This is a genomic window from Bacillus kexueae (assembly GCF_022809095.1).
Classification (GTDB): Bacteria; Bacillota; Bacilli; order Bacillales; family Aeribacillaceae; genus Bacillus_BZ; species Bacillus_BZ kexueae.
In genome coordinates this window covers 53103-79623 of the sequence record NZ_JALAZE010000002.1, presented here as the reverse complement: position 1 = coordinate 79623, position 26521 = coordinate 53103, and the positions used below count along the sequence as shown (strand labels likewise).

General features: G+C 38.8%; 22 protein-coding genes and 1 other annotated feature. Of the genes, 4 read left to right on the top strand and 18 right to left on the bottom strand.

All coding sequences use genetic code 11. From position 1 onward, the window contains the following. Positions 1-42: 42 nt before the first annotated feature. The 5 genes from pulA to thpR form a co-directional block, all read right to left on the bottom strand. The gene (pulA, locus tag ML543_RS04700; RefSeq protein ID WP_243386007.1) at positions 43-2196 is read right to left on the bottom strand and encodes a type I pullulanase; all 2154 of its coding nucleotides are present in this window, start codon (positions 2194-2196) and stop codon (positions 43-45) included. A 766-nt stretch (positions 2197-2962) separates the two neighbouring features. Continuing rightward, the gene (locus ML543_RS04695; RefSeq protein WP_243386006.1) at positions 2963-3715 is read right to left on the bottom strand and encodes a nuclease-related domain-containing protein; all 753 of its coding nucleotides are present in this window, start codon (positions 3713-3715) and stop codon (positions 2963-2965) included. Positions 3716-3734: 19 nt separating this feature from the next. Next, positions 3735-4421, bottom strand: a complete 687-nt coding sequence (locus ML543_RS04690) for an LrgB family protein (RefSeq protein WP_243386005.1) — start codon at positions 4419-4421, stop codon at positions 3735-3737. Beyond that, entirely contained in the window at positions 4418-4813 is a 396-nt protein-coding gene (locus tag ML543_RS04685; protein ID WP_243386004.1) for a CidA/LrgA family protein, read from the bottom strand. The genes ML543_RS04690 and ML543_RS04685 overlap by 4 nt, the downstream gene beginning before the upstream one ends. Positions 4814-4825: 12 nt before the next feature. After that, entirely contained in the window at positions 4826-5368 is a 543-nt protein-coding gene (gene thpR / locus ML543_RS04680; protein ID WP_243386003.1) for an RNA 2',3'-cyclic phosphodiesterase, read from the bottom strand. A 139-nt stretch (positions 5369-5507) separates the two neighbouring features. On the opposite strand from thpR, the gene cysK reads away from it, so the two are divergent. Continuing rightward, complete coding sequence (cysK, locus tag ML543_RS04675) at positions 5508-6437, top strand: cysteine synthase A (RefSeq protein WP_243386002.1); 930 nt, start codon at positions 5508-5510, stop codon at positions 6435-6437. A gap of 547 nt (positions 6438-6984) precedes the next feature. On the opposite strand, the gene ML543_RS04670 is transcribed toward cysK, so the two are convergent. Next, the gene (locus tag ML543_RS04670; protein WP_341482340.1) at positions 6985-8205 is read right to left on the bottom strand and encodes an MFS transporter; all 1221 of its coding nucleotides are present in this window, start codon (positions 8203-8205) and stop codon (positions 6985-6987) included. A gap of 64 nt (positions 8206-8269) precedes the next feature. Then, the gene (gene pepV / locus ML543_RS04665; protein ID WP_243386001.1) at positions 8270-9667 is read right to left on the bottom strand and encodes a dipeptidase PepV; all 1398 of its coding nucleotides are present in this window, start codon (positions 9665-9667) and stop codon (positions 8270-8272) included. Between the two features lie 143 nt (positions 9668-9810). Here pepV and ML543_RS04660 point away from each other — a divergent pair, with 143 nt between their 5' ends. Continuing rightward, positions 9811-11115 (top strand): NCS2 family permease, encoded by a 1305-nt coding sequence (locus tag ML543_RS04660; protein WP_243386000.1) that lies wholly within the window; start codon positions 9811-9813, stop codon positions 11113-11115. Between the two features lie 264 nt (positions 11116-11379). Continuing rightward, positions 11380-11601, top strand: coding sequence for a DeoR family transcriptional regulator (locus tag ML543_RS04655; protein ID WP_243385999.1), 222 nt, complete (start codon positions 11380-11382; stop codon positions 11599-11601). 76 nt (positions 11602-11677) lie between these two features. On the opposite strand, the gene ML543_RS04650 is transcribed toward ML543_RS04655, so the two are convergent. After that, the gene (locus ML543_RS04650) at positions 11678-12403 is read right to left on the bottom strand and encodes a pseudouridine synthase (protein ID WP_243385998.1); all 726 of its coding nucleotides are present in this window, start codon (positions 12401-12403) and stop codon (positions 11678-11680) included. Between the two features lie 15 nt (positions 12404-12418). Then, the gene (locus ML543_RS04645; protein ID WP_243385997.1) at positions 12419-14035 is read right to left on the bottom strand and encodes a putative polysaccharide biosynthesis protein; all 1617 of its coding nucleotides are present in this window, start codon (positions 14033-14035) and stop codon (positions 12419-12421) included. A gap of 157 nt (positions 14036-14192) precedes the next feature. On the opposite strand from ML543_RS04645, the gene ML543_RS04640 reads away from it, so the two are divergent. Further along, complete coding sequence (locus tag ML543_RS04640) at positions 14193-15467, top strand: BaiN/RdsA family NAD(P)/FAD-dependent oxidoreductase (protein ID WP_243386513.1); 1275 nt, start codon at positions 14193-14195, stop codon at positions 15465-15467. Positions 15468-15828: 361 nt separating this feature from the next. Here the strand turns inward: ML543_RS04640 and ML543_RS04635 are convergent, their stop codons facing one another. From ML543_RS04635 to ML543_RS04595, 9 genes are all read right to left on the bottom strand, one after another. Further along, positions 15829-16455, bottom strand: coding sequence for an NAD(P)-binding protein (locus ML543_RS04635; protein WP_243385996.1), 627 nt, complete (start codon positions 16453-16455; stop codon positions 15829-15831). A 97-nt stretch (positions 16456-16552) separates the two neighbouring features. Further along, positions 16553-16741, bottom strand: a complete 189-nt coding sequence (locus ML543_RS04630) for a sporulation protein Cse60 (RefSeq protein WP_243385995.1) — start codon at positions 16739-16741, stop codon at positions 16553-16555. 3 nt (positions 16742-16744) lie between these two features. Next, positions 16745-16981, bottom strand: a complete 237-nt coding sequence (locus tag ML543_RS04625; protein WP_243385994.1) for a DUF2553 family protein — start codon at positions 16979-16981, stop codon at positions 16745-16747. A gap of 366 nt (positions 16982-17347) precedes the next feature. Continuing rightward, positions 17348-17677: a rhodanese-like domain-containing protein gene (locus tag ML543_RS04620; protein ID WP_243385993.1), complete on the bottom strand. Its 330-nt coding sequence runs from the start codon at positions 17675-17677 to the stop codon at positions 17348-17350. Between the two features lie 151 nt (positions 17678-17828). Continuing rightward, positions 17829-20240: a leucine--tRNA ligase gene (gene leuS / locus ML543_RS04615; RefSeq protein ID WP_243385992.1), complete on the bottom strand. Its 2412-nt coding sequence runs from the start codon at positions 20238-20240 to the stop codon at positions 17829-17831. Positions 20241-20632: 392 nt separating this feature from the next. Continuing rightward, positions 20633-20854: a binding site (T-box leader), on the bottom strand. 68 nt (positions 20855-20922) lie between these two features. Beyond that, positions 20923-21696 (bottom strand): 3-hydroxybutyrate dehydrogenase, encoded by a 774-nt coding sequence (locus tag ML543_RS04610; protein ID WP_243385991.1) that lies wholly within the window; start codon positions 21694-21696, stop codon positions 20923-20925. A 19-nt stretch (positions 21697-21715) separates the two neighbouring features. Next, the gene (locus ML543_RS04605) at positions 21716-23035 is read right to left on the bottom strand and encodes a GntP family permease (RefSeq protein WP_243385990.1); all 1320 of its coding nucleotides are present in this window, start codon (positions 23033-23035) and stop codon (positions 21716-21718) included. A gap of 199 nt (positions 23036-23234) precedes the next feature. After that, entirely contained in the window at positions 23235-24605 is a 1371-nt protein-coding gene (locus tag ML543_RS04600; protein WP_419095345.1) for a sigma-54 interaction domain-containing protein, read from the bottom strand. Positions 24606-25111: 506 nt separating this feature from the next. Continuing rightward, positions 25112-26302, bottom strand: coding sequence for an MDR family MFS transporter (locus tag ML543_RS04595; RefSeq protein ID WP_243385989.1), 1191 nt, complete (start codon positions 26300-26302; stop codon positions 25112-25114). Positions 26303-26521: the final 219 nt, after the last annotated feature.

Genomic DNA, 26521 nt, shown 5'->3' with positions numbered 1-26521 from the left:
ATTTTATCGTTATCTTATATTTTAAGTCAAGCAAAAGTCGTGTTAGTTTTGATACAACACATACGTTCCGATACGTTTGAGAGCTATCTTTTCGAAGACATGTTGAACCGGTTCCTCTACTGAACAAGAAGTAGGGGTACAAGCTACCTTCCACCCTTGATTATTTTCCAGAAATAGCATAAATTCCTTATCGTTATTTTTATGGATGACTATCACTTTATCCCAAGGGCCATAAGAGCTAACATGGTCGTACCGATAAGCAATGATGCCGTCATGGGAATGAAAGAAAGAACAATGCTCTTTCACCTTTTCTGCACATGCCAGTCGAAAAATGCCATGATATTTCCGAATGGAAATTAATTGCTTAACGTATTGTATATCTTCTTCAAAACGCTCACGCCTATTCCAGTCAAGCTGATTAATATGATCTGGAGATTTGTAACTATTTTCCTCTCCATATTTCGAACGATAAAACTCTTGACCACTATGGATGAATGGAATCCCTTGGGACAAAATCACAATACCTAGCGCTAATCGTTGCCGATCTCGTCTCATTTCTTCCGTTTCATCATCCAAACTTAAGCTCATTTTATCCCAAAACGTATGATTATCATGGGACTCAACGTAATTGACAGATTGTACAGGATGTTGAAATAACCCTCTTAAATGTGGGTTATAAGGAATAGAGCCTGTCACAGACTCTAACATACCGGAAATTTTATGCGGATTACCAAGAGCAAACCCCTTATCATGAATAAGAAACGTACTTCCTTTTACCGTATCTCGAAAATGGTCATTAAAAAAAGATAATCCAGGCATTTTGATAGCATTCGCAATCGTTGCTTTTTGATTGTACGGCAATGGGGTTTGTAAATCCCATCCTTCTCCAAGAATGATTGCATCGTGTTTCCATTTCCTTACTTCTTCGTGAACCTTATTCATCGTTTCGATATCTAAGATACCCATTAGATCAAAACGAAAGCCATCTACATCATATTCTTCCATCCAGTATATAACAGAATCTATTATATATTTCCGAACCATCTTACGCTCCGAGGCTATATCGTTTCCAACACCCGTTCCGTTTGACGGAACCCCATACTGGTCATGACGAAAAAAATAGCCTGGCACTAATTTCTCAAAATGAGATTCTTCCCGAATAAAAACATGATTATAAACGACATCCATTATGACCTTTAAGCTATGTCGATGAAATGCTTGAATCATTTCCTTAAGCTCTCGAATTCTTACTTTTGCATGAATTGAATCTGTCGCATAGCTTCCTTCAGGAGCATTAAAATGAATCGGATTGTATCCCCAATTATATAATTGATCTGGTTCTGTTTCATCAACTCCCGCAAAATCATTAAAAGGCAAAACTTCCACATGTGTGATACCTAACTCGGTTAAGTATCGCATCCCAGTAGAAAACCCTTTCGGAGTAGATGTATTCCATTCAGTAAACGCCTTATACTTCCCTTTTTGTTCGATACCACTATGTGGATGAATTGAAAAATCTCGAATGTGGAGTTCATAAATAACAGCATCTGTACTTTTTTCAATTGGAGGAACCTCAATTTTTTCTACCATTGTTTGTTCTAAGTCAATGATGACACCATACTCTCCATTCTGTGAGACTGCTTTTGCATAAGGATCCACCACTTCATTCCACACTAAGTTCACACATACTAAATATGAATAATAGAATCCTTCATAATTACCTTCAATTGTAAAGCTCCAAATCCCTCTCTTTTCTCTTCTCATTTGGATTTGCTTTACTTCCTTCGTCTCTGGATGAGTGAGCTTTAAAATCATCGCCGTTGCAGTTGGTGCCCATACTTTCCCTGATATGTGCGATTGATTATATTGAATTCCAAGGTCGACTCCCTCATAGTAAAACATTTCATCGAACTCTCTTGTACGAATAACAGCTCCCATTTGCAGATCGGTTTTGCATCCCGATTCGTCAACAATGTAGTGCGTTTCTCCAAATGATAAAGGATTTGGAAGCTTTACAACATATTTATGAAAACGATCAATTCGGTACGATTCTTTTAATTGAAGATGAATGTTTTCGTTACTTGTACAAAGGTAGAACTGTTTATCCTGATTTCCAATTCGTTCTTCCGGCCATAAAATGGTTACGATGTTCATGTCATCTAAATACGCTTCATATTCGCGTTTCACAGTAAGCAAATCATCGTCACCTCCTTTGAGTTGGTCCAATATCAACGGAATATAACGCCAATAGTATTTTTATAACCACTTTTCTCTTTATTCACACGTTAATTTTATCATTGAAGAAAGGAAACGTTTTCATTATTCTCAAAAATTTTTAGTAATTCTGAATCAATTACTGCTTTATGTTTTACGTGCCTATTATTTAAATTATGATGTCTTGTTGGAAAAGTTCACTTCATTTGTAAAGTTAGAGGTGATTATGAACACAACATAATTTTACAAATCAACCACTTACAAAAAGAATGTTACATATTAAAATGAATACTTAACATTCCCCTCTAGACATCTGTTTTTATAGGAAGTTGGGTATTGAGCATTCTACGCGAGTAAAGGCAATAGTAAAAAATGACCGTGAACAATGTATTTTATCAACAAACTTTTAAAGAAGCTTATAAGAAACATACATGATTTTACACTCACACCCCGGACATGAAAATTTATTCTCCCCGGGGTTTCCTTTCTACCATCTACCTAACATGATCGCTCATTCAGCTCATGAGTAATTTTTATTTTCACAGAAAAAGCGCAAAGCGCAAGTCCTTAGGCGAAGGGCGCTGGAGGACCTGCGAGGAGGCTTCCGTCGCCACAGCAGGACCGAAGCGACCCGCTTGGAGCTAGACACCAAAAAAAACGGTAAAGAGAATACTTTAACACTTTATTGAACTTAAACTTCCTGTAACAATAAAAAAGGGAATCATTGTAGCAACGATTCCCTATCGGTTCACATATCAAATTCAAATCGATCGTAGGAATTAGTTAACGTAATGGATAGCAACATTTTCGCCATTTTTAGTTGTTGGTGTTTAATTGGTGATGGGTTTTGCTGGAGCTTTTCGATCCATTCCCGATAGCTTCGCTTATCCACGGTACGACACTGTCTTGGCAACTCAGGTGCATGAATGTACCCCATTCGGCTAATTATGAATGGTCTGATTGGCAACTCGACTTCGCATTCTTTTACAATACGCTGAACAATATTGACAGTACGATTAAGGCTTGGCAATGGGTTGACCATCTTCTTCTCCCCTTCTTGTCCCCTTCGAACCCAAAAGCGTCCTTCACTAGCCATCACCACTTCTTCTTTTTCACCCGTGATAATTGATAAACAGAGAATCTCATTAGGACAAATGATAACGACGTCTGCTTCAATCGGAGCTTTTTTTATCGAAAACACAGGATAATATAATATTAAATATTGGTCAGGTAAAGATTGAGCCAAATGCTTTAACATCGTATCTTGTTCGTATTTTTTATCCAAGTAAGAGCAAGATCTAACAGTTGAGCTTGCCCAAATTAATTGATGTTGAAAAATATGATCTAAAAAAGGTTGTTTTTTATCTGAGATTTGTGATGGCTCCTCTTCTTTTAATTGTTCCCATTGTCGTTTTTTAAATCGAATGAACTGATTGGTATACCTTGTCACATCTATTTCATAACGAGATATATAGTCTTCTATTTTAATGATTTGAGCCACGTCTTCCCTCTCCTCTAAATTACATTAAAAGTTGTACAATAAAAGGACATAATAGTGAAGCAAACACTGCGCTTAATGTCATAGATATTGAACTAATCGCACCTTCAATCATTCCAAGTTCGTATGCTTTCGCCGTTCCAATCCCGTGAGATGCTGCTCCTAAACTAACACCCATTGAGATTGGGTGATGAATCCGCGCATGCTTTAACACGAACGGTCCAATAATGGCCCCACCTATCCCCGCAAACATTACATAAACCGCGGCCAAAGAAGGAGCACCTCCAATGATTTCAGCTATATCCATCGCCACTGGAGATGTAACAGATTTAGGCGCCAGCGAGCGTATAAGCGCATCATCTACTTGAAAAACGAATGAAAGTAGTAATCCTGACAATAAACCTACTATTGTACCAACGAACACACTTACGATAATAGATAATGCATGTTCTTTTAGCTTTCTTCGATTTTGGTAAAGGGGATAGGCGAATGCAACAACCGCTGGACCTAATAACTCATCAATCCATCTGCCACCAAGCATATACGTCTCATACGGTATTCGTAACATTACGAGAAGAATAATCAGTAAAACGGTTGATGTAGCGATTGGAACAAGGATTGGTTGTGGAAACCGTTTGTATACCTTTACCATCAACTGATATAAGGCAACCGTTAATACGATAAAAAATAAAGACTCAACGATTCTCATAAGCTATGCTCCCGTTTATAAACCGTTTTCGCTGCCTTTTCTTTTCCTACCATCCACTGATTCATCCACCCTGAAGTTAATATGACGAGAATTGTGCTTACTATTACGATGAAAACAGTTAAAATTCCCTCCAATGAAAAAAGGGAGAAATAATTCATCACGCCGACCGTAGCAGGAATAAATAATATCGGCAAATATTTCAGCAGAAGTTCACTTCCATCCTTCAACCACTCCGAGTGAATCCCCCTTATGTGTAACACCCCAAATAAAATTAACATTCCAATAATACTCCCTGGAATCATTAACTGAAACACAGTTTGTATATATTTACCTAATTGATATATGCCATATAAAAGAATAATTTGCAAAATCGTTCTAATCCACTTATTCATTCCCTCTCTCCTTTACATCTCAAACTGTACGACTCTTCTATATTTCGGGCTATTCAGAGGATGGGTCTCAAATAAATAAACACCATCAACGTGAAATATTGTATTCTTTATCACTTCATGTTCCAAAGGATGGTACGGAGTTTTCGCATGCCATTTACGCGCCAAAGTAATATGAGGAGTAAACGGACGTTGATCAAGCTGAAACCCGAGATTTTCGCAAACAGTATAAATTTGCTTTCGAAGTTGTTCTAGTTCTTTACTCGGGTAAACCCCAAACCATAAGACTCGAGGCGAGTAGGGTAAGCCGAATGTTTGAAGTTGAGACAATGTTAAGGAAAATGGAGAGAAGGCTCGGACAGTCGATGCCACCTCTTGGACAAGTTGCTCCTTTAATATCTTATCTGCTATCCCACCTAAAAACGCCAACGTCAGATGATAATCCTCTTTATGAACCCAAGTTTTAAAACTCTCTCTATTATTTTTTCGGCACCAATTATCTATCTTTAAAGCTACCTCTTCTGGAAGGTCAACAGCTATGAAATAATGTGGATTCACCTTTCACACTCCGTTCTTAATGACTTGAAAATATTGTAACAAACAAGCAATTCTTTTGCATCGTTATTCTTATGTCATTGTGGTATGATGAAATGTAGATACCCATAGGGCTATTGATATCGGAAAGGATGAGTAAAGGATGAGAGTCGTTGATAACATTGCTGACTTAATTGGCCAAACACCTTTAGTAAAAATAAACCGACTTGCACCTAAAGACGGTGCCGATATATATGTTAAATTGGAATATTTTAATCCTAGTCGCAGTGTGAAAGACCGCGCAGCGTATAACATGATAATAGAAGCCGAAAAAGAAGGAAAGTTAACAAAAGGCTCCACAATTATTGAACCGACGAGCGGAAATACAGGCATTGGGTTAGCAATGAATGCCGCTGCACGAGGATACAAAGCCATACTCGTCATGCCTGATACCAGTACGAAAGAACGGATAAACTTACTGAAAGCCTACGGTGCTGAAGTCGTTTTAACACCTGGAGATGAGAAGATGCCAGGTGCTATAAAAAAGGCGCATGAACTAGCAAAACAAATTCCAAACAGCTTTATTCCGATGCAGTTTGAAAACCATTCGAACCCAGACGCCCACAGAGGAACAACAGCAGTTGAAATTATTGAAGCAATGAAGGAGATTGGAAAACCTTTATCTGCTTTTGTCGCTACAGCTGGAACCGGTGGAACAATTACTGGGACAGGTGAGGAGCTCAAAAAGTCATTCCCACAATTGAGCGTTCACGTCGTAGAACCGAAAGGATCTCCCGTATTATCCGGTGGAGAACCTGGTCGACACAAGCTCGTAGGAACGAGTCCAGGCTTTATCCCACCTATATTAAACACATCCATTTTTAACGAAATTATACAAGTACATGATGAGGATGCTTACGAAATAACTCGGAAACTAGCGAGTGAGGAAGGCATCCTTGTTGGCCCATCCTCTGGTGCAGCAGTTTTTGCTGCAATTGAAGTTGCGAAAAGATTACCAGCTGACCAAGTTGTTGTATGTATGACAGCTGACACAGGTGAACGCTACTTATCAAGTGATTTATTTCGCTTTTAATTATTCATAATAAGAAACATACATGATTTTACACACACCCCGGACATGAAAATTTATTCTCCCCGGGGTTTTTTCTTTCTACAACATGATCGCTCATTCAGCTCATAGGTAATTTTTATTTCCACAGAAAAAGCGCAAAACGCAAGTCCTTAGGCGAAGGGCGCTGGAGGACCTGCGAGGAGGCTTCCGTCGCCACAGCAGAGCTGATGGCGCTTGGAGCTAGACACCAAAAAGCTGTAAAGACACTTTATTGAACTTAAACTTTCTGTAATAACAAAAAAGGTTTCCAATCAATAAGAGTTGGAAACCTTTTTTCATGACTGTTTTTGTATACATCGTTGCTATTTGAACATGAATTGATGAAAATCTTGAAGCGAATGGCGGTCGCTTTTCGAATTTGCACAGGTCATGGACGCAATGGTTCATTCTATGGTACCCACCTCAACTTGCATGCTCGTCTGTGAGTTCTTCGGCTCATGCTGTTCCCACTTGGATATCCCCATTCGCAAATAACCGAAAACAACAATCCATTAGAAAGGGGCCTTTATCATGAATAAATCGATTCTTCTCTTCTTTTCGGAAGCCAAAACAATAAGAGTAGCCCAAGCATTGTCATCATCGTAAAAAATGTGTAAACCCCCATAATTTCATAGCGCTCTAAAATTAGTCCCCCAATAAACGTACAAAACCAGTTTCCCAATCCATTACCAATGGCTGAATAAATCGATATCGCTGTTGCTCCTACACTTTTTGGGGTCATTTTTTGGACATATTGAAGTGCAGCTGGGATAAATAGACCAATGGAAAACCCTTGAGAAATAATGGTTGCATACACAAGCCAAATTGGAGGTTCAAAAATATACAACGCCCATCTTAAAGCTGATACGAGAGCAGCTAAAATCAGTACATGTTTAATCCCTAATTTTACAATAAAACGACTCACTATTTTCATAAAAGGCGCTTCACTACCAGCCCCTAATAAAAAGGCTAATCCAACTCCCGCAAGTCCTGCACCTAACTCATGAATAAAAATCCCGAAGTAAATATTATTAGCTAAAATAGGCCCTAAAATTAAGAAGGTACAAATTAAAAACAGAAAATAATGAGGGATTTTCCGCAACTCTGTTAAACCTTTTTTAAGACTGATTTGCACATGGTCACTTTCTTTAGGCAATTGCACTGCAAACATGATTGCTATCCAAAGCACTGCTGAGAAAGAATAAAAGATTACACGTAAATGAAAGCTTTCAGATAACCATCCAACAAAGAGTGCCGAAACAGCAAAACCAATGGCTCCCCATAACCGAATCGAACCGTATTCAACATTCGTTCGCTCTACATAATTCATGGCCACGCTATCTGATAAAGGTACAATTGCGCTTTGAACAATGGCTAATAACGTTGCAACGAGAATGATAGCATAATAGTTTTCTAAAAATGCGTAAACAAGACCAAATACTCCTCCAGCGACCAATGAAAAAACGATGATTTGAATGGGTTTCCGGGTTGAATCACTAATCATTCCCCAAATCGGTTGAACGATAATCATTACAACAGGACTGATCGACATTACGATTCCGATTTGAGAGCCTGACAAGCCCACAACTTCTTGCAAGTAAACTGAAAGAAGCGGAAACAGTGAACCGAATCCGAAAAATACAAAAAAATAATACGAATAAAAGTGATACTTGGCAGAGCGTTCCTCACGCCTTAACGTAACTTCCATACATTCCCCTGCTTTCTTATCAACACCTAAAATCCTTTTCAAAAGCCGCTCCCATTTAAAGGAAGCGGCTTCATTATTTTATCATAACTCTATTTCATAACCTACGTTATTTTGCTAATTCGTAAATTGCCTGTGTGTAAATAGATGTTGCCTTTAACAAATCTTCAATCATCATGTATTCATCTTTTTGGTGGACAACATCTTCTCTACCAGGAAAAAGTGGCCCAAAAGCAACCCCTGCTTTCAACGCTCGCGCATAAGTTCCTCCACCGATGGAAATGAGCTTCGTTCGTTCCCCCGTCTGCTCTTCATATACACGTGATAGTGTTTCAATAAGCGGATGATTTTCTTCAACATAATGTGGATTTGAGTTTGTAAAGTGAATGATTTCTCCATCTCCCAAAGAACGAAGCTTCTGTTCAATTTCTTCTCCAACCGCAGTGACAGGATAACGAATATTAAACCCAACTTCACTTTCTCCATCTGCTTCATATCTAAACATGGCAGCATTTACAGTTAATTCACCACTAATTTCATCACTACACGCGATGCCCAGTCGATTACCACGCGTGTCACCATAAAACATTTCACTAATCCATTTAACATATGTAGACCCACGTGCATCTAACATAACAGGAGGTGAAGATAAGAATGTCGCTAACAACACACCAGCATTTTTCCCGTTATTTGGTTCCATTGCGTGTGCGGAAACCCCTTCAATGGTAAATGTAATGCTTGAATTCGCCATATCCATTTTTCCTTGAACTGCTTCAGATTGGAGAAAATCATCAAATGCTTCTTTTAATTTATTTGTTTGTTCAACGAGCTGTACTGTCGCTTTTGCATAGTCAGGAACCATGTTAAAGCGTCTCCCCGACTCAAACGATAGCAACTGACATTCCTTGTCAGATAATGATGGTAAATCCAACTTAATTTTAGCGTCAATGATTCCTTTTTCCGCATTGATAATCGGGAAATCAGCGTCAGGTGCAAAACCAAGTGTCGGCATTTCTTCATGCTTAAAATAATGATCCACGCATCTCCAATCACTCTCTTCATCTGTACCAATAATCATTCGAACTTTTTTAGTTAATGGTAATCCTAAATCCTTCACTAATTTCATCGCATGATAAATGGCCATTGTTGGACCTTTGTCGTCAATAGCCCCCCGAGCATAAATTTTACCGTCCTCAATTTCTGCTCCAAATGGTGGCTTTGTCCAACCATCTCCTTCGGGAACTACATCAATATGACATAAAATCCCGACGATTTCATCTCCTTCACCCATTTCAATATGGGCAGCATACCCATCTAAATTTTTCGTCCGAAATCCATCTTGCTCAGCTTTTTGAAGTAAATACTGTAGCGCTTCATTGATTCCTTCACCAAATGGAGCTTCCTTTGTAATAGTCGATTCATCTAGTACACTCTTTATCCGTAAAAATGATTGTGTATCATTAATGACTTCCTCTTTCCGTTTTAACACTTCATTTTGCCAATTCATATTATCCGACCTCTCTGAACGTTTTCTTCCTTCATCTTAGCATGAAATGAAAAAATTATACATTTCCCTCTTGAAAAAATCCATAAAAACGAATATTATAATTAAGGTTTGATAATAATGTTCGTTTTTACAGGAGGTTTCCGATGTTTAATCTGAAGGAATATGGCACATCCGTTAAAACAGAAATGTTAGCGGGCTTTACAACTTTTTTAACGATGGTTTATATCGTAATCGTGAATCCAATTATTTTATCAGATGCAGGGGTTCCATTTGATCAAGTTTTCACTGCTACCATTATTGCTACTGTAGTCGGTACGTTATGGATGGCGTTATCTGCAAATTATCCAATTGCTATTGCACCTGGAATGGGGTTAAATGCCTATTTTGCCTATTCTGTCGTAGGTGCAAGTGAAAATATTACGTATGAAGTTGCTTTTTCAGCCGTTTTTATCGCTGGAGTAATCTTCATCATCTTATCCTTAACTCCTTTTCGAAAGCAGTTAATCGAAGCCATTCCATTGAATTTAAAGAATGGAATTACAGCAGGAATCGGGTTATTCATCGCATTTATCGGCTTGAGGATGACAGGAATCATTACTGACCACCCAACCAACTTAGTTACACTTGGTGATTTACATTCTTCTTCCGTTTTATTATCACTAGCTGGATTAGCAATTACGCTCATTTTAATGAGCTTAAACGTACACGGTGCCCTCTTTATCGGAATGATTGCTACTGGATTTATCGCGTACTTAACTGGGCAACTTTCGTTTGACAATGGTTTTACTTCTCTACCTACACTACCAGAAGGAATCATTGTTTCGAATCCTTTTGAAGCACTTTCTGACGTGTGGACTCATAGCTTGTATGCCGTCGTATTTTCATTTTTACTCGTTACAATTTTCGATACAACAGGTACGATGATTGGTGTTGCAAAGCAAGCGGGACTGATGAAAGGTAATGAGATGCCACGCGCTCGTAAAGCTCTTTTATCTGACTCAATTGCCGCAACGGTAGGATCCATGTTTGGAACATCCCCAACAAGCGCTTATATTGAATCATCCGCAGGAGTTGCAGCTGGAGGAAGAACAGGTTTAACTGCACTAGTGGTTGCCGTACTTTTCGGATTCACAGCCTTTTTCGGACCTACTGTCGCTGCTGTTTCTGGAATTGCTGCTATTACTGCTCCCGCATTAATTATCGTTGGAAGCTTAATGATGGGCGCAATTTCTGAAATTAAATGGAATGAAATTGACGAAGCTTTTCCAGCCTTTTTAGTCATTTTAAGCATGCCATTAACATCGAGCATTGCTACAGGTATTGCATTGGGATTTATTACCTATCCACTAATGAAAATTGTAAAAGGGAAAACAAAAGACGTTCATCCATTCGTCTACCTTTTTGCCGTATTATTCTTTTACCAATTATTCTTCTTAGGAGCTCATTAATCTAAACACAAAGAAGAGGTGCCCAATAGCACCTCTTTTTTGAATATTGTTTTCGTTTTATTCATATAGTTAACATAGCAGCATGTTTTTTATACTCATGTTAATATTTTGTAAAAATAGGCTTAGGACTAGAATCTCATCCCACCTATCGTGTAGAATAGAATTGTAACGTTTAACAACTTAATACAGTAAAGAGCCTCATTAAAAATGACATCGGAGTTGTAGTAAGGATAAAGGCTGCATTAAATAATAAGGAGTGGTTCTTTGAAACCTTCAACAAACCGGATGCTAACCCGAATTAAATCAGTCTACATGTTTATTCAAGAGAAAGGAACTGTTACGACTCAAGACCTCGTTGACGAGTTCGGCATTACGCCTAGGACCGTTCAACGTGATTTAAACGTGTTAGCATACAACGATTTGGTGCATAGCCCTGCTAGAGGCAAATGGACAACTACAGAGAAGAAGGTTAAGATGTCATCCTAAAAATGAAAAGAAAAATATACGTTTATATACATAGGGAACCTGTTTGTCAGGTTCCTCTTTTTTGTTCTTTCGACGCTCAAGCGTTCACACCTTTTGCATTTTTTAATAGATCGACTTCCTCATCCGTTAACTCTCGATACTCCCCTATTTCCAATTCTTCATCTAACGGCAACGGCCCCATTTTAACCCGTTTTAAATAAGTTACTTTTTTCCCTACCGCTTCAAACATCCTTTTTACTTGGTGAAACTTCCCTTCCGTAATGGTTAAATAGATGATGGATTGAGGCCCAGATTCGACGATGCTCAACTCCCCTGGCTTCGTTACATATCCATCATCTAAAACAACTCCCTGTTTAAATGCCTTTACATCATCTTCTGTTACTTCACCAAGAATATGAGCAAAATAGGTCTTCGGTACATGTTTTTTAGGTGAAGTTAATTGATGTGCTAACTGTCCGTCATTCGTAATGATGAGGAGCCCTTCCGTATCTTTGTCAAGCCTTCCAACCGGAAAAGGATCATAAATTGCATCCTCGTATTCTAAAAGGTCGATGACGGTTTCTTGTGATAAATCCTCAGTTGCCGATAGATATCCGGCAGGCTTATTCATCATTAAGTAAATAAATTCTTTGTACACAATCCGTTCTCCATGAACCGTCACTTCTTGTTCCTCAGGGTTTACATGCGTTTTTGGATCAGAAACTACTTCATCATCAACTTTTACAACCCCAGCTTTTAATATCTTTTTAACTTCTTTCCGACTTCCGAAACCTACATTAGCTAATAATTTATCGATTCTCAAAAAGAATCCACTCCTTTACCCTCTTGCTCTCTTCTTCCATTTATTCATTCTTGCGCCTAACAATACACGCAATAGTCCGGAGTAATATGCCAAGTATAAATAAGTGGCCCCGCCTGCTACGACACATATCGTTAATAAGAGAGCGGCTTCTACTTTTCCAGCTTGATAGTCAATAAAAAGTGACAAAATCGAATACATGGCTAATACAACGATTACCATACAAATATTGAAAATTCCCATTAAAACCGAGCGCTTTATAAATTGCTTAAAGCGATAATTTGCATGCCGTTTAATCATCGCAAAACTATAAAGAATGGAACCGGTAAAACCTAATGCGGTTGCCATAATTGAACCGTACGCTTCAAAAGCCATGATTAACGGTGTGTTTAATGAAGCTTTTATTATAAGCCCAAAAGTTAAACTGATTACTGCTAGCTTTTGTTTATTAATCCCCTGCAAAATCGCTGCGGACACAGTAAAGAAAGAAAACAACAAGGCTACCGGAGCGTAAGCCGCTAAAATGTTGCCCCCAACTTCATTATGATTATAAAACAGCATATAAGCAGGCTGAGCTAAAACAGAAAGACCAACCGCTGCTGGTAACACTAAAAACATAAGCAATTGAAATGTTTGATTAATTTGATGATTCAGTAATAGGTAATTTCTCTCTGTAAACGACTTTGTAATAGTTGGAACTAACGTTAAGCCAAATGCCGTGGCAAGCGATACCGGAATCATGACAATCTTATTTACCCAAAAGTTCACGATAGAGAATAAATCTTGTGCAATATCATCCTTGCCAGTTGCGACCATTGCTTTGTTGAACGTATTCGTATCAATATACTGATAAAGCGGTATTGCCAGCCCAACGAATACGAACGGTCCCGCATAGCGAAACAACTCTTTAAACATTTGCTTGAACGGAATATTTAATGAAGGTTCGGTGTTCGGCTGTAACGCTTCTAATGTATGTTTTCTTTTATACCAATAAACAATTAGCACCACTAGTCCACCGATCGCTCCGACAAACGCCGCAAATGTAGCATAACCTACTGCTGTTACTAAATCTCCGTTCCAAACCTTTAAAATCAAGTACGAAGAAGTTAATAAAAATATAATTCGCACAATTTGTTCGATTACTTGCGAGACAGCAGTTGGTCCCATAGATTGATGACCTTGGAAGAAACCACGCACTAAACTCATGACAGGTACGATAATTAACGCAAGGCTTACCATTCTAATGACGATAACAACATCCTCAATCGTGACATTGTCTAATTCATTTTTTCCTAAAGCTTGAGAAGCTAGAAATGGAGCCATCAAGTATAAGACGAGAAAAGCAATCAAACCCGTTAAAAACATGACTAGTAATCCCGACTTAAACATGCGTCTACTCGTTTTATAATCACCAATCGAATTATACTTAGAAACAAATTTTGAAACGGCTAAAGGAAACCCCATCGTCGCAATACTTAAAAAAACCGTATACTGGGCGTATCCATAAGAAAATAAAGCACCGCCCGTTTCACCAACTAAAGCGAAGAATGGAATAACGTATATCATCCCTAAAAATCTTGATATGTATGTTCCTAATGTTAGGACTAAAGTACCTTTTAATAATTTATTCGACATATCGCACTCACCATAATATTGGATTCAAATTGAACTTTACTATTTTACCACAATCTTTTCTATTGATGATATATTCTAGAAGACTTTTTCATGTTGTCCCGTTTCTCATCTTTCGATATAATCAAGAAATGATATTTGGATAAAGGAACGTGAAATGATGAAATATGATGTGATTGTCATCGGAGGAGGTCCATCAGGCTTAATGGCAGCAATCGCCGCGGGAGAAAGCGGTGCGAACGTTCTATTAGTAGACAAAGGATCCAAGCTTGGACGAAAACTTGCCATATCTGGTGGCGGTCGATGTAACGTAACAAATCGCCTTCCTGTAGATGAAATTATTAAACATATCCCAGGGAATGGACGATTTTTATATAGTGCATTTGCGGAATTTAGCAACGAAGATATTATTAACTTCTTTGAACGTCTTGGAATTCAATTAAAAGAAGAAGATCACGGTCGGATGTTCCCCACCTCCAACAGAGCTCAAGACGTAGTCGATGCTCTATTAGCTGAACTTAAACGACTAAATGTCACAATTCGTACGAATGAACCTGTCGAAACCGTCGTTTATGAAAATGGTGCAGTCAAAGGGATCATATTAAAAAATGGAGAAGAATTATTCGCAGACGCTGTCGTAATTGCTGTTGGTGGAAAGTCAGTCCCACATACAGGATCAACTGGAGACGGTTATGCGTGGGCTGAAAAAGCAGGTCACACGATTACGGAACTATTCCCTACTGAAGTCCCAATTACATCAAACGAACCATTTATTCAAGAAAAGGTGTTACAAGGACTATCACTAAGGAATGTCGCTCTCAGTGTTAAAAATCAAAAAGGGAAAAATATGATAACCCATCAAATGGATATGATTTTTACCCATTTTGGCATTTCTGGTCCTGCGGTTCTTAGATGCAGTCAATATGTCGTGAAAGAATTAAAAAAATCAAAAATGAATACAGTTACCATGACAATTGATGCTGTCCCGCATGAAAACGAAGAGATTCTATTCCAAACGGTATGTAATCGTCTAAAAGAAGAGCCAAAAAAGGCAGTGAAAAACGTATTAAAAGGTCTCGTACCTGAACGGTACCTATTATTTTTACTAGAGCAATCCAATATTGATTCTAGTGCCACATCCCGTCAAATAGGAAAAGAGAGCATACGTACTTTTGTTCAAAATGTGAAACAATTTTCCTTTACCGTTCATGGTACTTTGCCGCTTGAAAAAGCATTCGTTACAGGAGGCGGCGTTTCGGTTAAAGAAGTACATCCAAAAGAAATGGCTTCAAAGTGGATGAATGGCCTTTATTTCTGTGGTGAAATTCTCGATATACACGGTTATACAGGTGGATATAATATAACAGCAGCCTTAGTGACAGGGAGACTTGCGGGAAAGAACGCAGCCCAATATGCGAATAACTCCTTCTACTAAGAGATTACAATTATAGTTCAATAAATAAGAAACATACATGATTTTACACTCACACCCCGGATATGAAAATTTATTCTCCCCGGGGTTTTTTCTTTCTACCATCTACCTAACATGATCGCTCATTCAGCTCATAGGTAATTTTTATTTTCACAGAAAAAGCGGAAAGCGCCGCCTATCGGCGAAGGGCGCTGGAGGACCTGCGAGGAGGCTTCCGTCGCCACAGCAGGGCCGAAGCGCCCCGAGCTGATGGCGCTTGGAGCTAGACACCAAAAAAAACTATTGAACTTAAACTTTCTGTAACAATTTAAGAAAAAGGGATTAGGCTTTATGCCTAATCCCTATCTATTAATTGTGGAAATCCTTAAGCTTCATCTACTTCGTTCATTATTTGCTCAAACGCTTGAATCCTACCTGGACCATCCATTTCTAACAAGTTCACTTGTAACAGCTTAGTCAATACCTTTTTTTTCACTTTCGGATTGGGAATCGTTTGGAGAACTTCATGGCGACAATTCTCCAAAAACTGTATGTATGATTCATACTCATCATCAAATTGATCCGCTAATTTTTCTTTGATTTTTTTCGATAATCCTGGAAAAGCTCCATCAGTCGAGATGGAAACCGTAAGTTTTCCACGGGTGAATTTTGCTGGAACAAGAAATGTACTCTGTTCTGGTTGATTAACTAAATTAATTAATTGATTTTCTTTTACATTAGCTAAAACAGATGCATTTACCGACGGATTATCGGTTGCCGCAATAACAAGAAATGCATTTGCAATATCTTCTTTTTCAAATGTTTTCTTCTTCCATTTCAGCTTTTTCTCGGCCTCTAACTCACTAATTTCCGCCGTTATAATAGGACTAATAACTGTTATGAGTGCTTTACTATCTAGCAAGCCCCGAATCTTTCGCGAGGCTACTTTTCCTCCTCCAATGATTACAACTTCTCTCCCTTTTAAATTTAACATCACTGGATAGTGCATCATCTCTGCTCCTTATGTAAACTTATTCTTACTCTTCTACCATATAATTTACAGAAGATTCCTCATAAATAAAAGCTTAAAAGGGGTTTCCTTTTAAGCTTTACGCTAGTTTACGATATATGACCATCGCTGTAAAACAGTAGATTTGCTCTCCCTTTTGGTCACAAGTTGCCGCCACCTTATATTGAATATCAATAAATTGCTCTTCCGAAAGGGAAGATAAAAAATGATTCACTTCGTATTCTAAATCTTTTTCATGTTCTTCGTCAAAGAGAGCCACTTGATACACGCTTTAACACCACCCTAAATCACAATTTTCTGTATACGATTCACTCGCATCATTTTGGCGGAATAACCGGAATATGCGCTTGCCTTCTTGTATAAATCCATCCACTAAATCATATTGCTTTCCATCCTCATTTATGACAAGCATACCGATACAATCTTTCCCATAGAACAATAAAATATCTTCTTCATCTAATTTAATTTCCAATCGATCTGTCACATCTAACTTGAGGAATTTATCCATAAAACCCCCTCCTTAACATAATGTATTGAATCAATTCACCAATTATGATAACGCTTACAATTTTATGTTTTTAAAAGTTTGTCATAAACTCTATCTCATAACATGCAGCAAAAACGCTACATCCTATCGAAACTGACTTAAGAAAAGCGCAAAGCGCCGCTTACCGGCGAAGGGCGCTGGAGGACCTGCTAGGAGGCTTCCGTCGCCACAGCAGGGCCGAAGCGACTCGAGCTGATGGCGCTTGGAGCTAGACACCAAATAAAAAGGTAAAGAGAATACTTTAACACTTTATTGAACTTAAACTTTCTGTAACAAAAATAAAAAAGTAGATTTCACGTCTGGAAATCTACTTTTTTGTTCAATTCTTTATTTATGTAACTCGCTTTTTGGAACAGTTTCACCCTTCCACTCAAGCATGCCACCAACCATGTTAACTACTTTATCATACCCTTGATCCTGTAAATATAGGCATACGTTTTCACTTCTTCTACCCGAGCGGCAAATAAAAATATACTCTTTATCTTTCTCTAATTGATCTAAAACCATCGGAATTTGTCCCATTGGAATATGATCAGCTTCTTTAATCATTCCTTCTTGAACTTCCTCTTCTTCACGAACATCGATCAGCGCTAACTTTTCTCCATTTTCTAATTTTTGTTGAAGCTCTTCAGGGGTAATTTCCTTCACTTCATACATCCAAATACCACTCCTTTATCCATGCTAAGGTTATTATAACAAATGGGTTTTTAAAGTACTAATACAGCGTTTTTGCTCAACAAAATAAGTCATTGAAATCTACATCTAATTAAGCATCGTAAAAAACCCCCTCAGAACGAGGGGGATATGATTAATTAGCAACGATATTGACAAGTTTTCCTGGAACGGCGATCACTTTTCGAATCGTCTTGCCTTCAATTTGCTCTTTTACTTTCGAATCTTCTAAAGCAATTTGTTCCATTTGCTCTCTCGTTGCGTCTGTTGGAACATTTAATTTAGCACGTACTTTACCGTTTACTTGTACAACAATTTCAACTTCGTTATCTACTAACTTTGATTCATCAAATGTTGGCCATGCTTCATAAGCAATGGTTCCCGAATGGCCAAGCTTTTCCCAAAGCTCTTCTGTAATGTGTGGTGCAATTGGGGAAAGCATTTTCACGAAGCCTTCCATGTACTCCTTCGGTAAAACTGTCGCTTTATACGCTTCATTTATGAACACCATTAATTGCGAAATAGCTGTGTTAAAGCGTAAACCTTCGTAGTCTTCCGTAACTTTCTTCACTGTTTGGTGATAAACTTTTTCAAGTTCCGTTGCAGAAGCGTCTGTAATTTTCGCGTTTAACTCTCCGTTTTCTTCCACAAATAATCTCCATACGCGATCAAGGAAGCGACGAGCACCGTCAAGTCCGTTCGTTGACCAAGCAATTGATGCTTCTAGAGGCCCCATGAACATTTCGTATAAACGTAGAGTATCCGCTCCATGTGTTTCAACGATTTCGTCAGGGTTCACAACATTCCCTTTCGATTTACTCATTTTTTCATTGTTTTCCCCAAGAATCATACCTTGGTTGAAAAGCTTTTGGAACGGCTCTTTCGTTGGTACAACACCTAAATCATATAATACCTTATGCCAGAAGCGAGCGTATAATAGATGAAGAACGGCATGTTCTGCCCCACCGATGTAAATGTCTACTGGAAGCCATTTTTTCAATAACTCTGGATCAGCTAAAAACTCTTCGTTGTGTGGGTCGATATAGCGTAAGTAATACCAGCAACTTCCTGCCCACTGTGGCATTGTATTTGTTTCGCGACGGCCTTTTTTCCCTGTTTCTGGGTCTACAACATTAACCCAATCTTCAATGTTTGCTAATGGAGACTCGCCGGTTCCTGAAGGTTTAATTTCGCTTGTTTTTGGCAGCATTAATGGAAGCTCTTCTTCCTTCACAGGTGTCATTGTTCCGTCTTCCCAATGAATAATCGGAATTGGTTCGCCCCAGTAGCGTTGGCGGCTAAACAACCAATCACGTAAACGGTATGTTACTTTCTTTTCACCTTTTTGATTTTCTTCTAACCATTGAATCATTGCTGCAATAGCTTCTTCTTTGTTCAAGCCATTTAAGAAGTCCGAGTTAACATGTTCGCCATCACCCGTATACGCTTCTTTCTCGATATCTCCACCTGCTACAACTTCTTTCAATGGTAAGTCAAACTTTTTCGCAAATTCGTAATCTCTCTCATCGTGAGCAGGGACTGCCATAATAGCACCTGTACCGTAACTCATGAGAACATAGTCAGCAATCCAAATTGGCATTTTTTCTCCATTTGTTGGATTGATTGCGTAGGCACCTGTAAATACACCTGTTTTATCTTTAGCCAAATCAGTTCTTTCAAGGTCTGTTTTATTTACCACTTGATCAATGTATGCTTGAACTGCGTCCTTCTGAGCAGTTGATGTAATTTTCTCAACTAACGGATGTTCAGGAGCTAGTACGGCATACGTCGCACCAAATAATGTATCTGGACGCGTCGTGAAGACTGTAAACGTCTCGTTCATTCCCTCAACCTCAAAATGAACTTCAGCACCCTCAGAACGTCCGATCCAATTTCGTTGCATTTCTTTAATGCTTTCTGGCCAATCAAGTTCTTCTAAATCTTCTAATAAGCGGTCAGCATAAGCTGTAATTTTTAATACCCACTGTTTCATCGGGCGACGTTCTACTGGATGTCCACCACGCTCACTTTTCCCATCGATGACCTCTTCATTCGCTAACACTGTTCCAAGTGCTGGACACCAGTTAACAGGAACCTCATCAATGTATGCAAGACCTTTTTCGTAAAGTTTTAAGAAAATCCATTGTGTCCATTTATAATAGCTCGGATCTGTCGTGTTGACTTCACGATCCCAATCATACGAAAATCCTAGAGCTTGAATTTGACGGCGGAAATTATCAATGTTCTTTTTCGTAAACTCAGCTGGGTCATTCCCTGTATCAAGCGCATATTGCTCCGCTGGTAATCCGAACGCATCCCACCCCATTGGGTGAAGGACATTATAGCCTTGCATGCGTTTCATACGAGATAAAATATCTGTTGCTGTATAACCTTCTGGATGTCCAACGTGTAAACCAGCACCTGAAGGATAAGGGAACATATCTAGCGCATAAAATTTTGGCTTATCGGATTCCTCCGTTTTAAATGTTTTGTTATCTAGCCAATACGACTGCCATTTCTTTTCAATTTGTTGATGATTGAAACTCATCGTACTCCTCCTCACTGTTGTGCGTATTTTCCGTATCGCAAAACGATCTTTTAAACGTTTGCGGATGATATGTCCAACTTTTCATTTGATTTTCTGTTAATCAAACAATCAGTTAGAGCTTACTTCTCGTCAATCGTTTTTTGGCACTGTTCATCTTGCATTAACTTTCTAACAGAGTGGCTCTTTTCTATAAGATTTTTGTTTTTGGTTATGCAATCAATTACGAAAGACATACACTTCTCGTGACAAAATTGTCTCGTTTCTGCGCATGCATTTCCCTTTGAAGTCGCCGCCTTTCGCTTCAAGTATTACATCAATTCCTTGACCAAAAGGCAACAATGTATACAAAAACAGCCCAGCCTATAGAAAAAAATAAAAAACTCCCATCCCTAAATAGGGACGAGAGATCATGATCTTCCCGCGGTACCACCCAAATTAGCGCAATTTGCGCCCGCTCTAATTCCGTAACGTGGAATCAACGACAAGTATTACTCTTTACCATTTCACACTTGCAACTCAAAGGGGAGTTCATGAAGGAAGAATGATTGACTTTCACCAACCGTCAACTCTCTAAACATTTTCCATTCACTACTATTCCTTTTCTACGTTCTTAAGGTATCGAGTTTTCTACTGCTATTTTATGAAATTTTCATTAGGAGTGCAAGTTTCTGTCGAAATTTTGCTATTGCGCTGTGTATCCACCATCAATAACATGAGCCTGTCCCGTAATCCCCATTGCTTGTTCACTAACTAAAAAGTGTGCATATTGGGCAATTTCTTGAACAGATAAAAGACGCTTTTGTGGAACTAACGGATAAATGACTTCCTCTAACACTTTATCCAATGGTACATTCCGGGTAGCCGCCAAATCTTCTAATTGATTTCGTACAAGTGGCGTATCTACATATCCTGGACACAAAGCGTTCACGGTAATTCCATGTTCCGCACCTTCTAAGGCTGCCACCTTTGTTAGTCCAATCACTCCATGCTTGGCACTATTATATGCGGACTTCCCAGCAAATCCAACTAGACCATTAATAGAAGCCATATTCAAAATTCTGCCGTACTTCTGCTCCTTCATAATTGGCATAACATGTTTCATCAACATGAAAGGACCTACAAGCATTACTTTTACGAGTTGTTCAAACTTTTCTGTAGGGAAGTCCTCAATTTTCGAAACATGTTGAAGTCCCGCATTGTTGACAACGATATGAACGGAGCCAAATTCTTCTTTTACAAATCCCACTAATGATTCAATATCCGATTCATTTGTTACATTACACGTTTTTGCATATACATCGTATCCTTCAAGCGATAATGCGTTCGCTTGTTCTTTAACAACATCCTCCTGTAAATCCGTTAATACGACTTTTACCCCTTCTGACGCAAGTTTTTTTGCGATTTCTAGTCCAATTCCTTGAGCAGCTCCTGTTACAATTGCCACATGATTACGCATGTTTCCATTTCCCCCTTTATTAAATCCCTATCCCAACTGAAAATAATAGGATGGCTAGGATAACACCGATTAATGGAACGATAACCGTTACAGCTCCAACTGCATTGTAAGCATCCTGATGTGTTTCTCCACAAATAGCCCGCACCGTTGTCACAACATACCCATTATGCGGTAGAGAATCAAGTGCTCCCGATGAAATCGAGACGACACGGTGAAGGGCTTCTGTATTCACTCCCATTTCTATATAATGGGGAGCTATTAGTGGTAACGCAATTGCTTGCCCACCCGATGCTGAACCTGTCATCCCCGCAATAACACTAACAGCAATAGCCCCTCCGATAAGAGGACTTCCAGGGATACTTGTCATGACATCAACAGCAGACTGGAATGCCGGTACTGCTTTTGCTACCCCTCCAAATCCTACGACCGCCGCAGTATTTCCAATAGCTATTAGAGCCCCTACCGTTCCAGCTGAAACAGCTGTCCAAAACGACTTAAAATATTTTCGATTTACTAAGTAAGTAGCAATTATTCCTCCCAATAAGGCGATAATTAATGCTGATTGCTTTAATGTATCGTGAAAAGCAAAAGAGAACACAAGGACGACCACTAAAGGTATCATCGATAGTAACGGATTCGGCAGTTCTCCTGTTTCCATTTCCGGATCATCTTCTCGTACTTGGAAAGTTTCGCCTCTCGCCACCGCTTTTTTAATCATTCGCATTAACCACCAATAACCGAAGAACATCATAAACAGCGCAACGATTAAGCTGACTTCCCAACCAGCGTAAGGACTTGTTCCTAAATGTTCAATTGGAATCCAGTTTTGAATCTCTGGCGAACCAGCCGATGTCATTGTAAACGTTACAGACCCAAAGGCTAATGTTGCAGGAATAAAGCGACGTGGTAAATTCGCTTGTTTAAATAATCCGACAGCCATCGGATAAACAGAAAACGCTACTACAAATAAGCTAACTCCACCGTACGTTAAGAAAGCGCATGCAGCCACAATTGCTAAAACTGCTCGCTTCATCCCTAATTTGTCCACAACCCATTTCGATACACTATCTGCCGCTCCACTATCCTCCATCACCTTCCCAAAAATAGCCCCAAGCAAAAACATTAAATACCAAGATGCAACAAATCCTGAAAAGCCTGCCATGTAGTTCCCAACTAAGTTCGCTTCTCCTTCATTCACTAGTTGCGGAAACAGCGGCATACCGCTTAATAATGCTACAAATAAAGCACATAAAGGCCCAGCTACGAGCAGGTTCATTCCCCGCATCGTTAAAACAATTAAAAGGATAAGTCCCCCAACTAACCCAATCATACTTAGCATTATTCCATCCCCCTTTGTCTATTTGTCCACTTAATTATGCTGCAAATTCTATGCCAATTTAGAGATTCACTTGTGACAATTATTAGAATTCTCAATCATTCCAATTTTCTGGACAATTAATATAGAAAAAGGTACACTTCTATTCCCCTTCCACTTTATCAGCAGTCCGAAAATCTGGACATACTTCCAGAAATTTGGACTAGTTGTGCATCCCATACTTCGATATCTTTTCATACATTGAGGACTTACTAATTTTTAATAATTTAGCAGCCTTACGCTTATCCCCGTTACATCTTTTCAACGTTCTGTCAATGATTCTCATCTCAAGCTCTTCTATTATTTCTTTCAAACCTTTATCTTCCTCATTTACAACTGCTTCCTGTTTTATGTATTCGGGTATATCATCCAAATAAATCTTCTCTTTTTTAGCCAAATGAATGGCTGATTCGATGACATGTTCAAGTTCACGAACATTACCATTCCAATCATAATATTGAAATGCTTTTATTACTTCTTCGCAAATTCCATGCATTCTCTTTCCAGTTCGTAGAGAAAGTTTTCCAAGAAAATGTTCAACTAATACCGGAATGTCCTCTTTTCGTTGTCTAAGTGGTGGAATATGGATAGGGATTACATTCAAACGGTAGTACAAATCCTTCCGAAATCTATTTTCCTTCATCATTACTTCAAGTGAACGATTCGTAGCGGCAACTATCCGTACATTAATAGGAATTGAATTCACTGCACCAATTGGTTCAACTTCTCTCTCCTGCAAGACTCGTAATAATTTCACTTGCATATGCATCGGCATTTCCGCAATTTCATCTAAGAATATCGTTCCTCCATTAGCACATAAAAACTTCCCTTTCTTCCCTCCTTTACGCGCTCCCGTGAAAGCACCTTCTTCATAACCAAACAGTTCTGACTCCAATAAATGCTCCGGAATGGCTCCACAATTCACTTTAATAAATGGACCCTCATTTCGATCACTTAATTGATGAATACTATGGGCAAACAATTCTTTCCCCGTTCCACTTTCGCCGCAAATTAATACAGAACTATCGCTTGCAGCTACACTTTTTACACGTTCTTTCAATTCTTCCATTTTATCTGAAACCGAAATAATATCATGTAGCGTATATTTAGCCCCTGCTTCTTGATGCTTTTTCAAATAAGTAGTTAACGCAGCTAAATGCTCTCTTACTTGAGAATTCATCACACTCCACTCTTTCGTGTCCCGATACATCACCGTTCCAAAAGCTCCAATAACTTCTCCATTCGACCAGATAGGAATGCGATTGGCAATCATGTAGTTTCCTTTTATATATTGAAGCTGCGCAATCTCCTCTTTCCCTGTCTTCACAACGATATGCATCCGTGTATTTTCAATCACCTCTGTAACATGCTTTCCTAAACAGTCTTCCTTCGGTCTGCCAATAAACGAACAATAATCTTCATTCATATAAACGATTTGTCCTTTCTCATTGACGATGATGAGCCAGGCAAACGCATTTTCAAGTACTGTTTCAACAATTTTATTAGCGTTTGGAAGATTCTTTTCCATTAACATGATTGTCTCCTCCTCAAAACCTTCTATATTTCCCTATTAGACATTTCAATTCAAAATCCTATAATTCTTTTTAAAGTCTTACTTTTTCTACATACCCAACAAGCATCGTAAATGATGTAAGAAGCTAAGTGCAATGCACTCACCAATTAGCTCATGGCTCAAAAGGACAAGCGATGTGGACGAGAGCCGCGTGGGAAGAATCGAAATATGCGTGGAGGTAGACAACTCATGACAGTAATCTTTCCTCGGGAAAATAAGAAAAGCGCAAGTCCTTAGGCGAAGGGCGCTGGAGGAACTGCGAGGAGGCTTCCGTCGCCACAGCAGGGCCGAAGCGGCCTGAGCTGATGGCGCTTGGAGCGAGACACCAAAAAAACTGTAAAGAGAATACTTTAACACTTTATTGAACTTAAACTTTCTTTAACAATGAAAAAAATCGCAAGAAAATATAACTTCCTTCTTGCGATCTTTTCCTCCTGTTTTATTTCGTCAATTTAAGAGATTTGAACTTAATAACTGACAGACATTTCTTTCTCCTTTTCACTTGAAAAAACTCGATCATAAATGACCGTTAATCCCATTCCGATAAATAGTAAGCCAATCATAACAATCATCAACCACTTCATTCCATACACATCAGCTAGAAAACCTCCGAGCATCGGTCCAACCATTCGTCCTCCCGTCGCCATACTATTTACAAAACCTTGGTAAAATCCTTCTCTCCCTTTCGGAGCTAGTTTATGTGCAATTGTTGGAACTACCGGCCAGACGAGCATTTCTCCTAACGTAATGATTACCATAGCTGTCATAAAGCTAGAAAACTGTTTTGCTTCGAGCATGACAATATAGGATAAGATAAATAACATAAATCCGACTACCATTTGCATCTTGAGCTTCTTTTCAAATCGTTTCAAGACCATTGATAAAAGAGGTTGACCAAGAACAATTAAGGCTCCATTCACAGTCCACAATAAGCTATATTGATTGAGCTCTATCCCAATCTTTTGTGAATAAGCAGAGAAAGTTGATGCCCATTGAGAATAAATGACCCAGGCTAATAAATAGCTACACGAAAGCAGCACTAACGAAAGGAAGGCTGCACGATTTCGAATGGATTTTGGCTGTTTTATTATAGAAGCTTGTACCCCTTTCTTATTAGAAATTCGACGATATCCAAAAAAGCTAATGAGAAAGAAAATCAAATATAAGGCAGCATTTGCGATGAAGATGTAATGAAAAGACATACTTGCTACAAATCCTCCGAGCGCTGACCCTAAAGCTACTCCTACATTTTGCGCCACATATATTGCATTAAACGCCCGCCTTTCCCCTTTAGGCCATACGGAGCCAGCCAGCGCATACATAGCAGGAAATACCATCCCTTGCCCGAAACCAATTAGTATTAACAGCCACACATAGGTTGGCCAATCATGATTAAAAATTAAAAGAAAAAGAGTGAAAAGAGTGATAGAAATACCAAACATGATCGATTTAAATCCGCCAATTCTATCAAACAAAACTCCTCCAAGTAAATTTCCAATAACACTGGCAAAAGAATTTAGCATAAGAACAAAACCAGCAATCGTTAACGACTTACCTAAGTAATCATGGATGTAAATCGTGTTTAATGGCCATAAAAAAGACGCACCCGTCACATTAATCGCCATACCAATAATTAGTAACCATAGGGATTTCGGCATAAGACAACTACCTTTCTCAGATGAATTAAAATAATTAGGTAATAAAAAACATATAAACAGGTAATAAGAAAAGCACAAAGCGCCCGCTTATCGGCGAAGGGCGCTGGAGGACCTGCGAGGAGGCTTCCGTCGCTACAGCAGGGCCGAAGAGACTCGAACTGATGGCGATTGGAGCTAGACACCCAAAAAAACGGCAAAGAGAATACTTTAACACTTTAT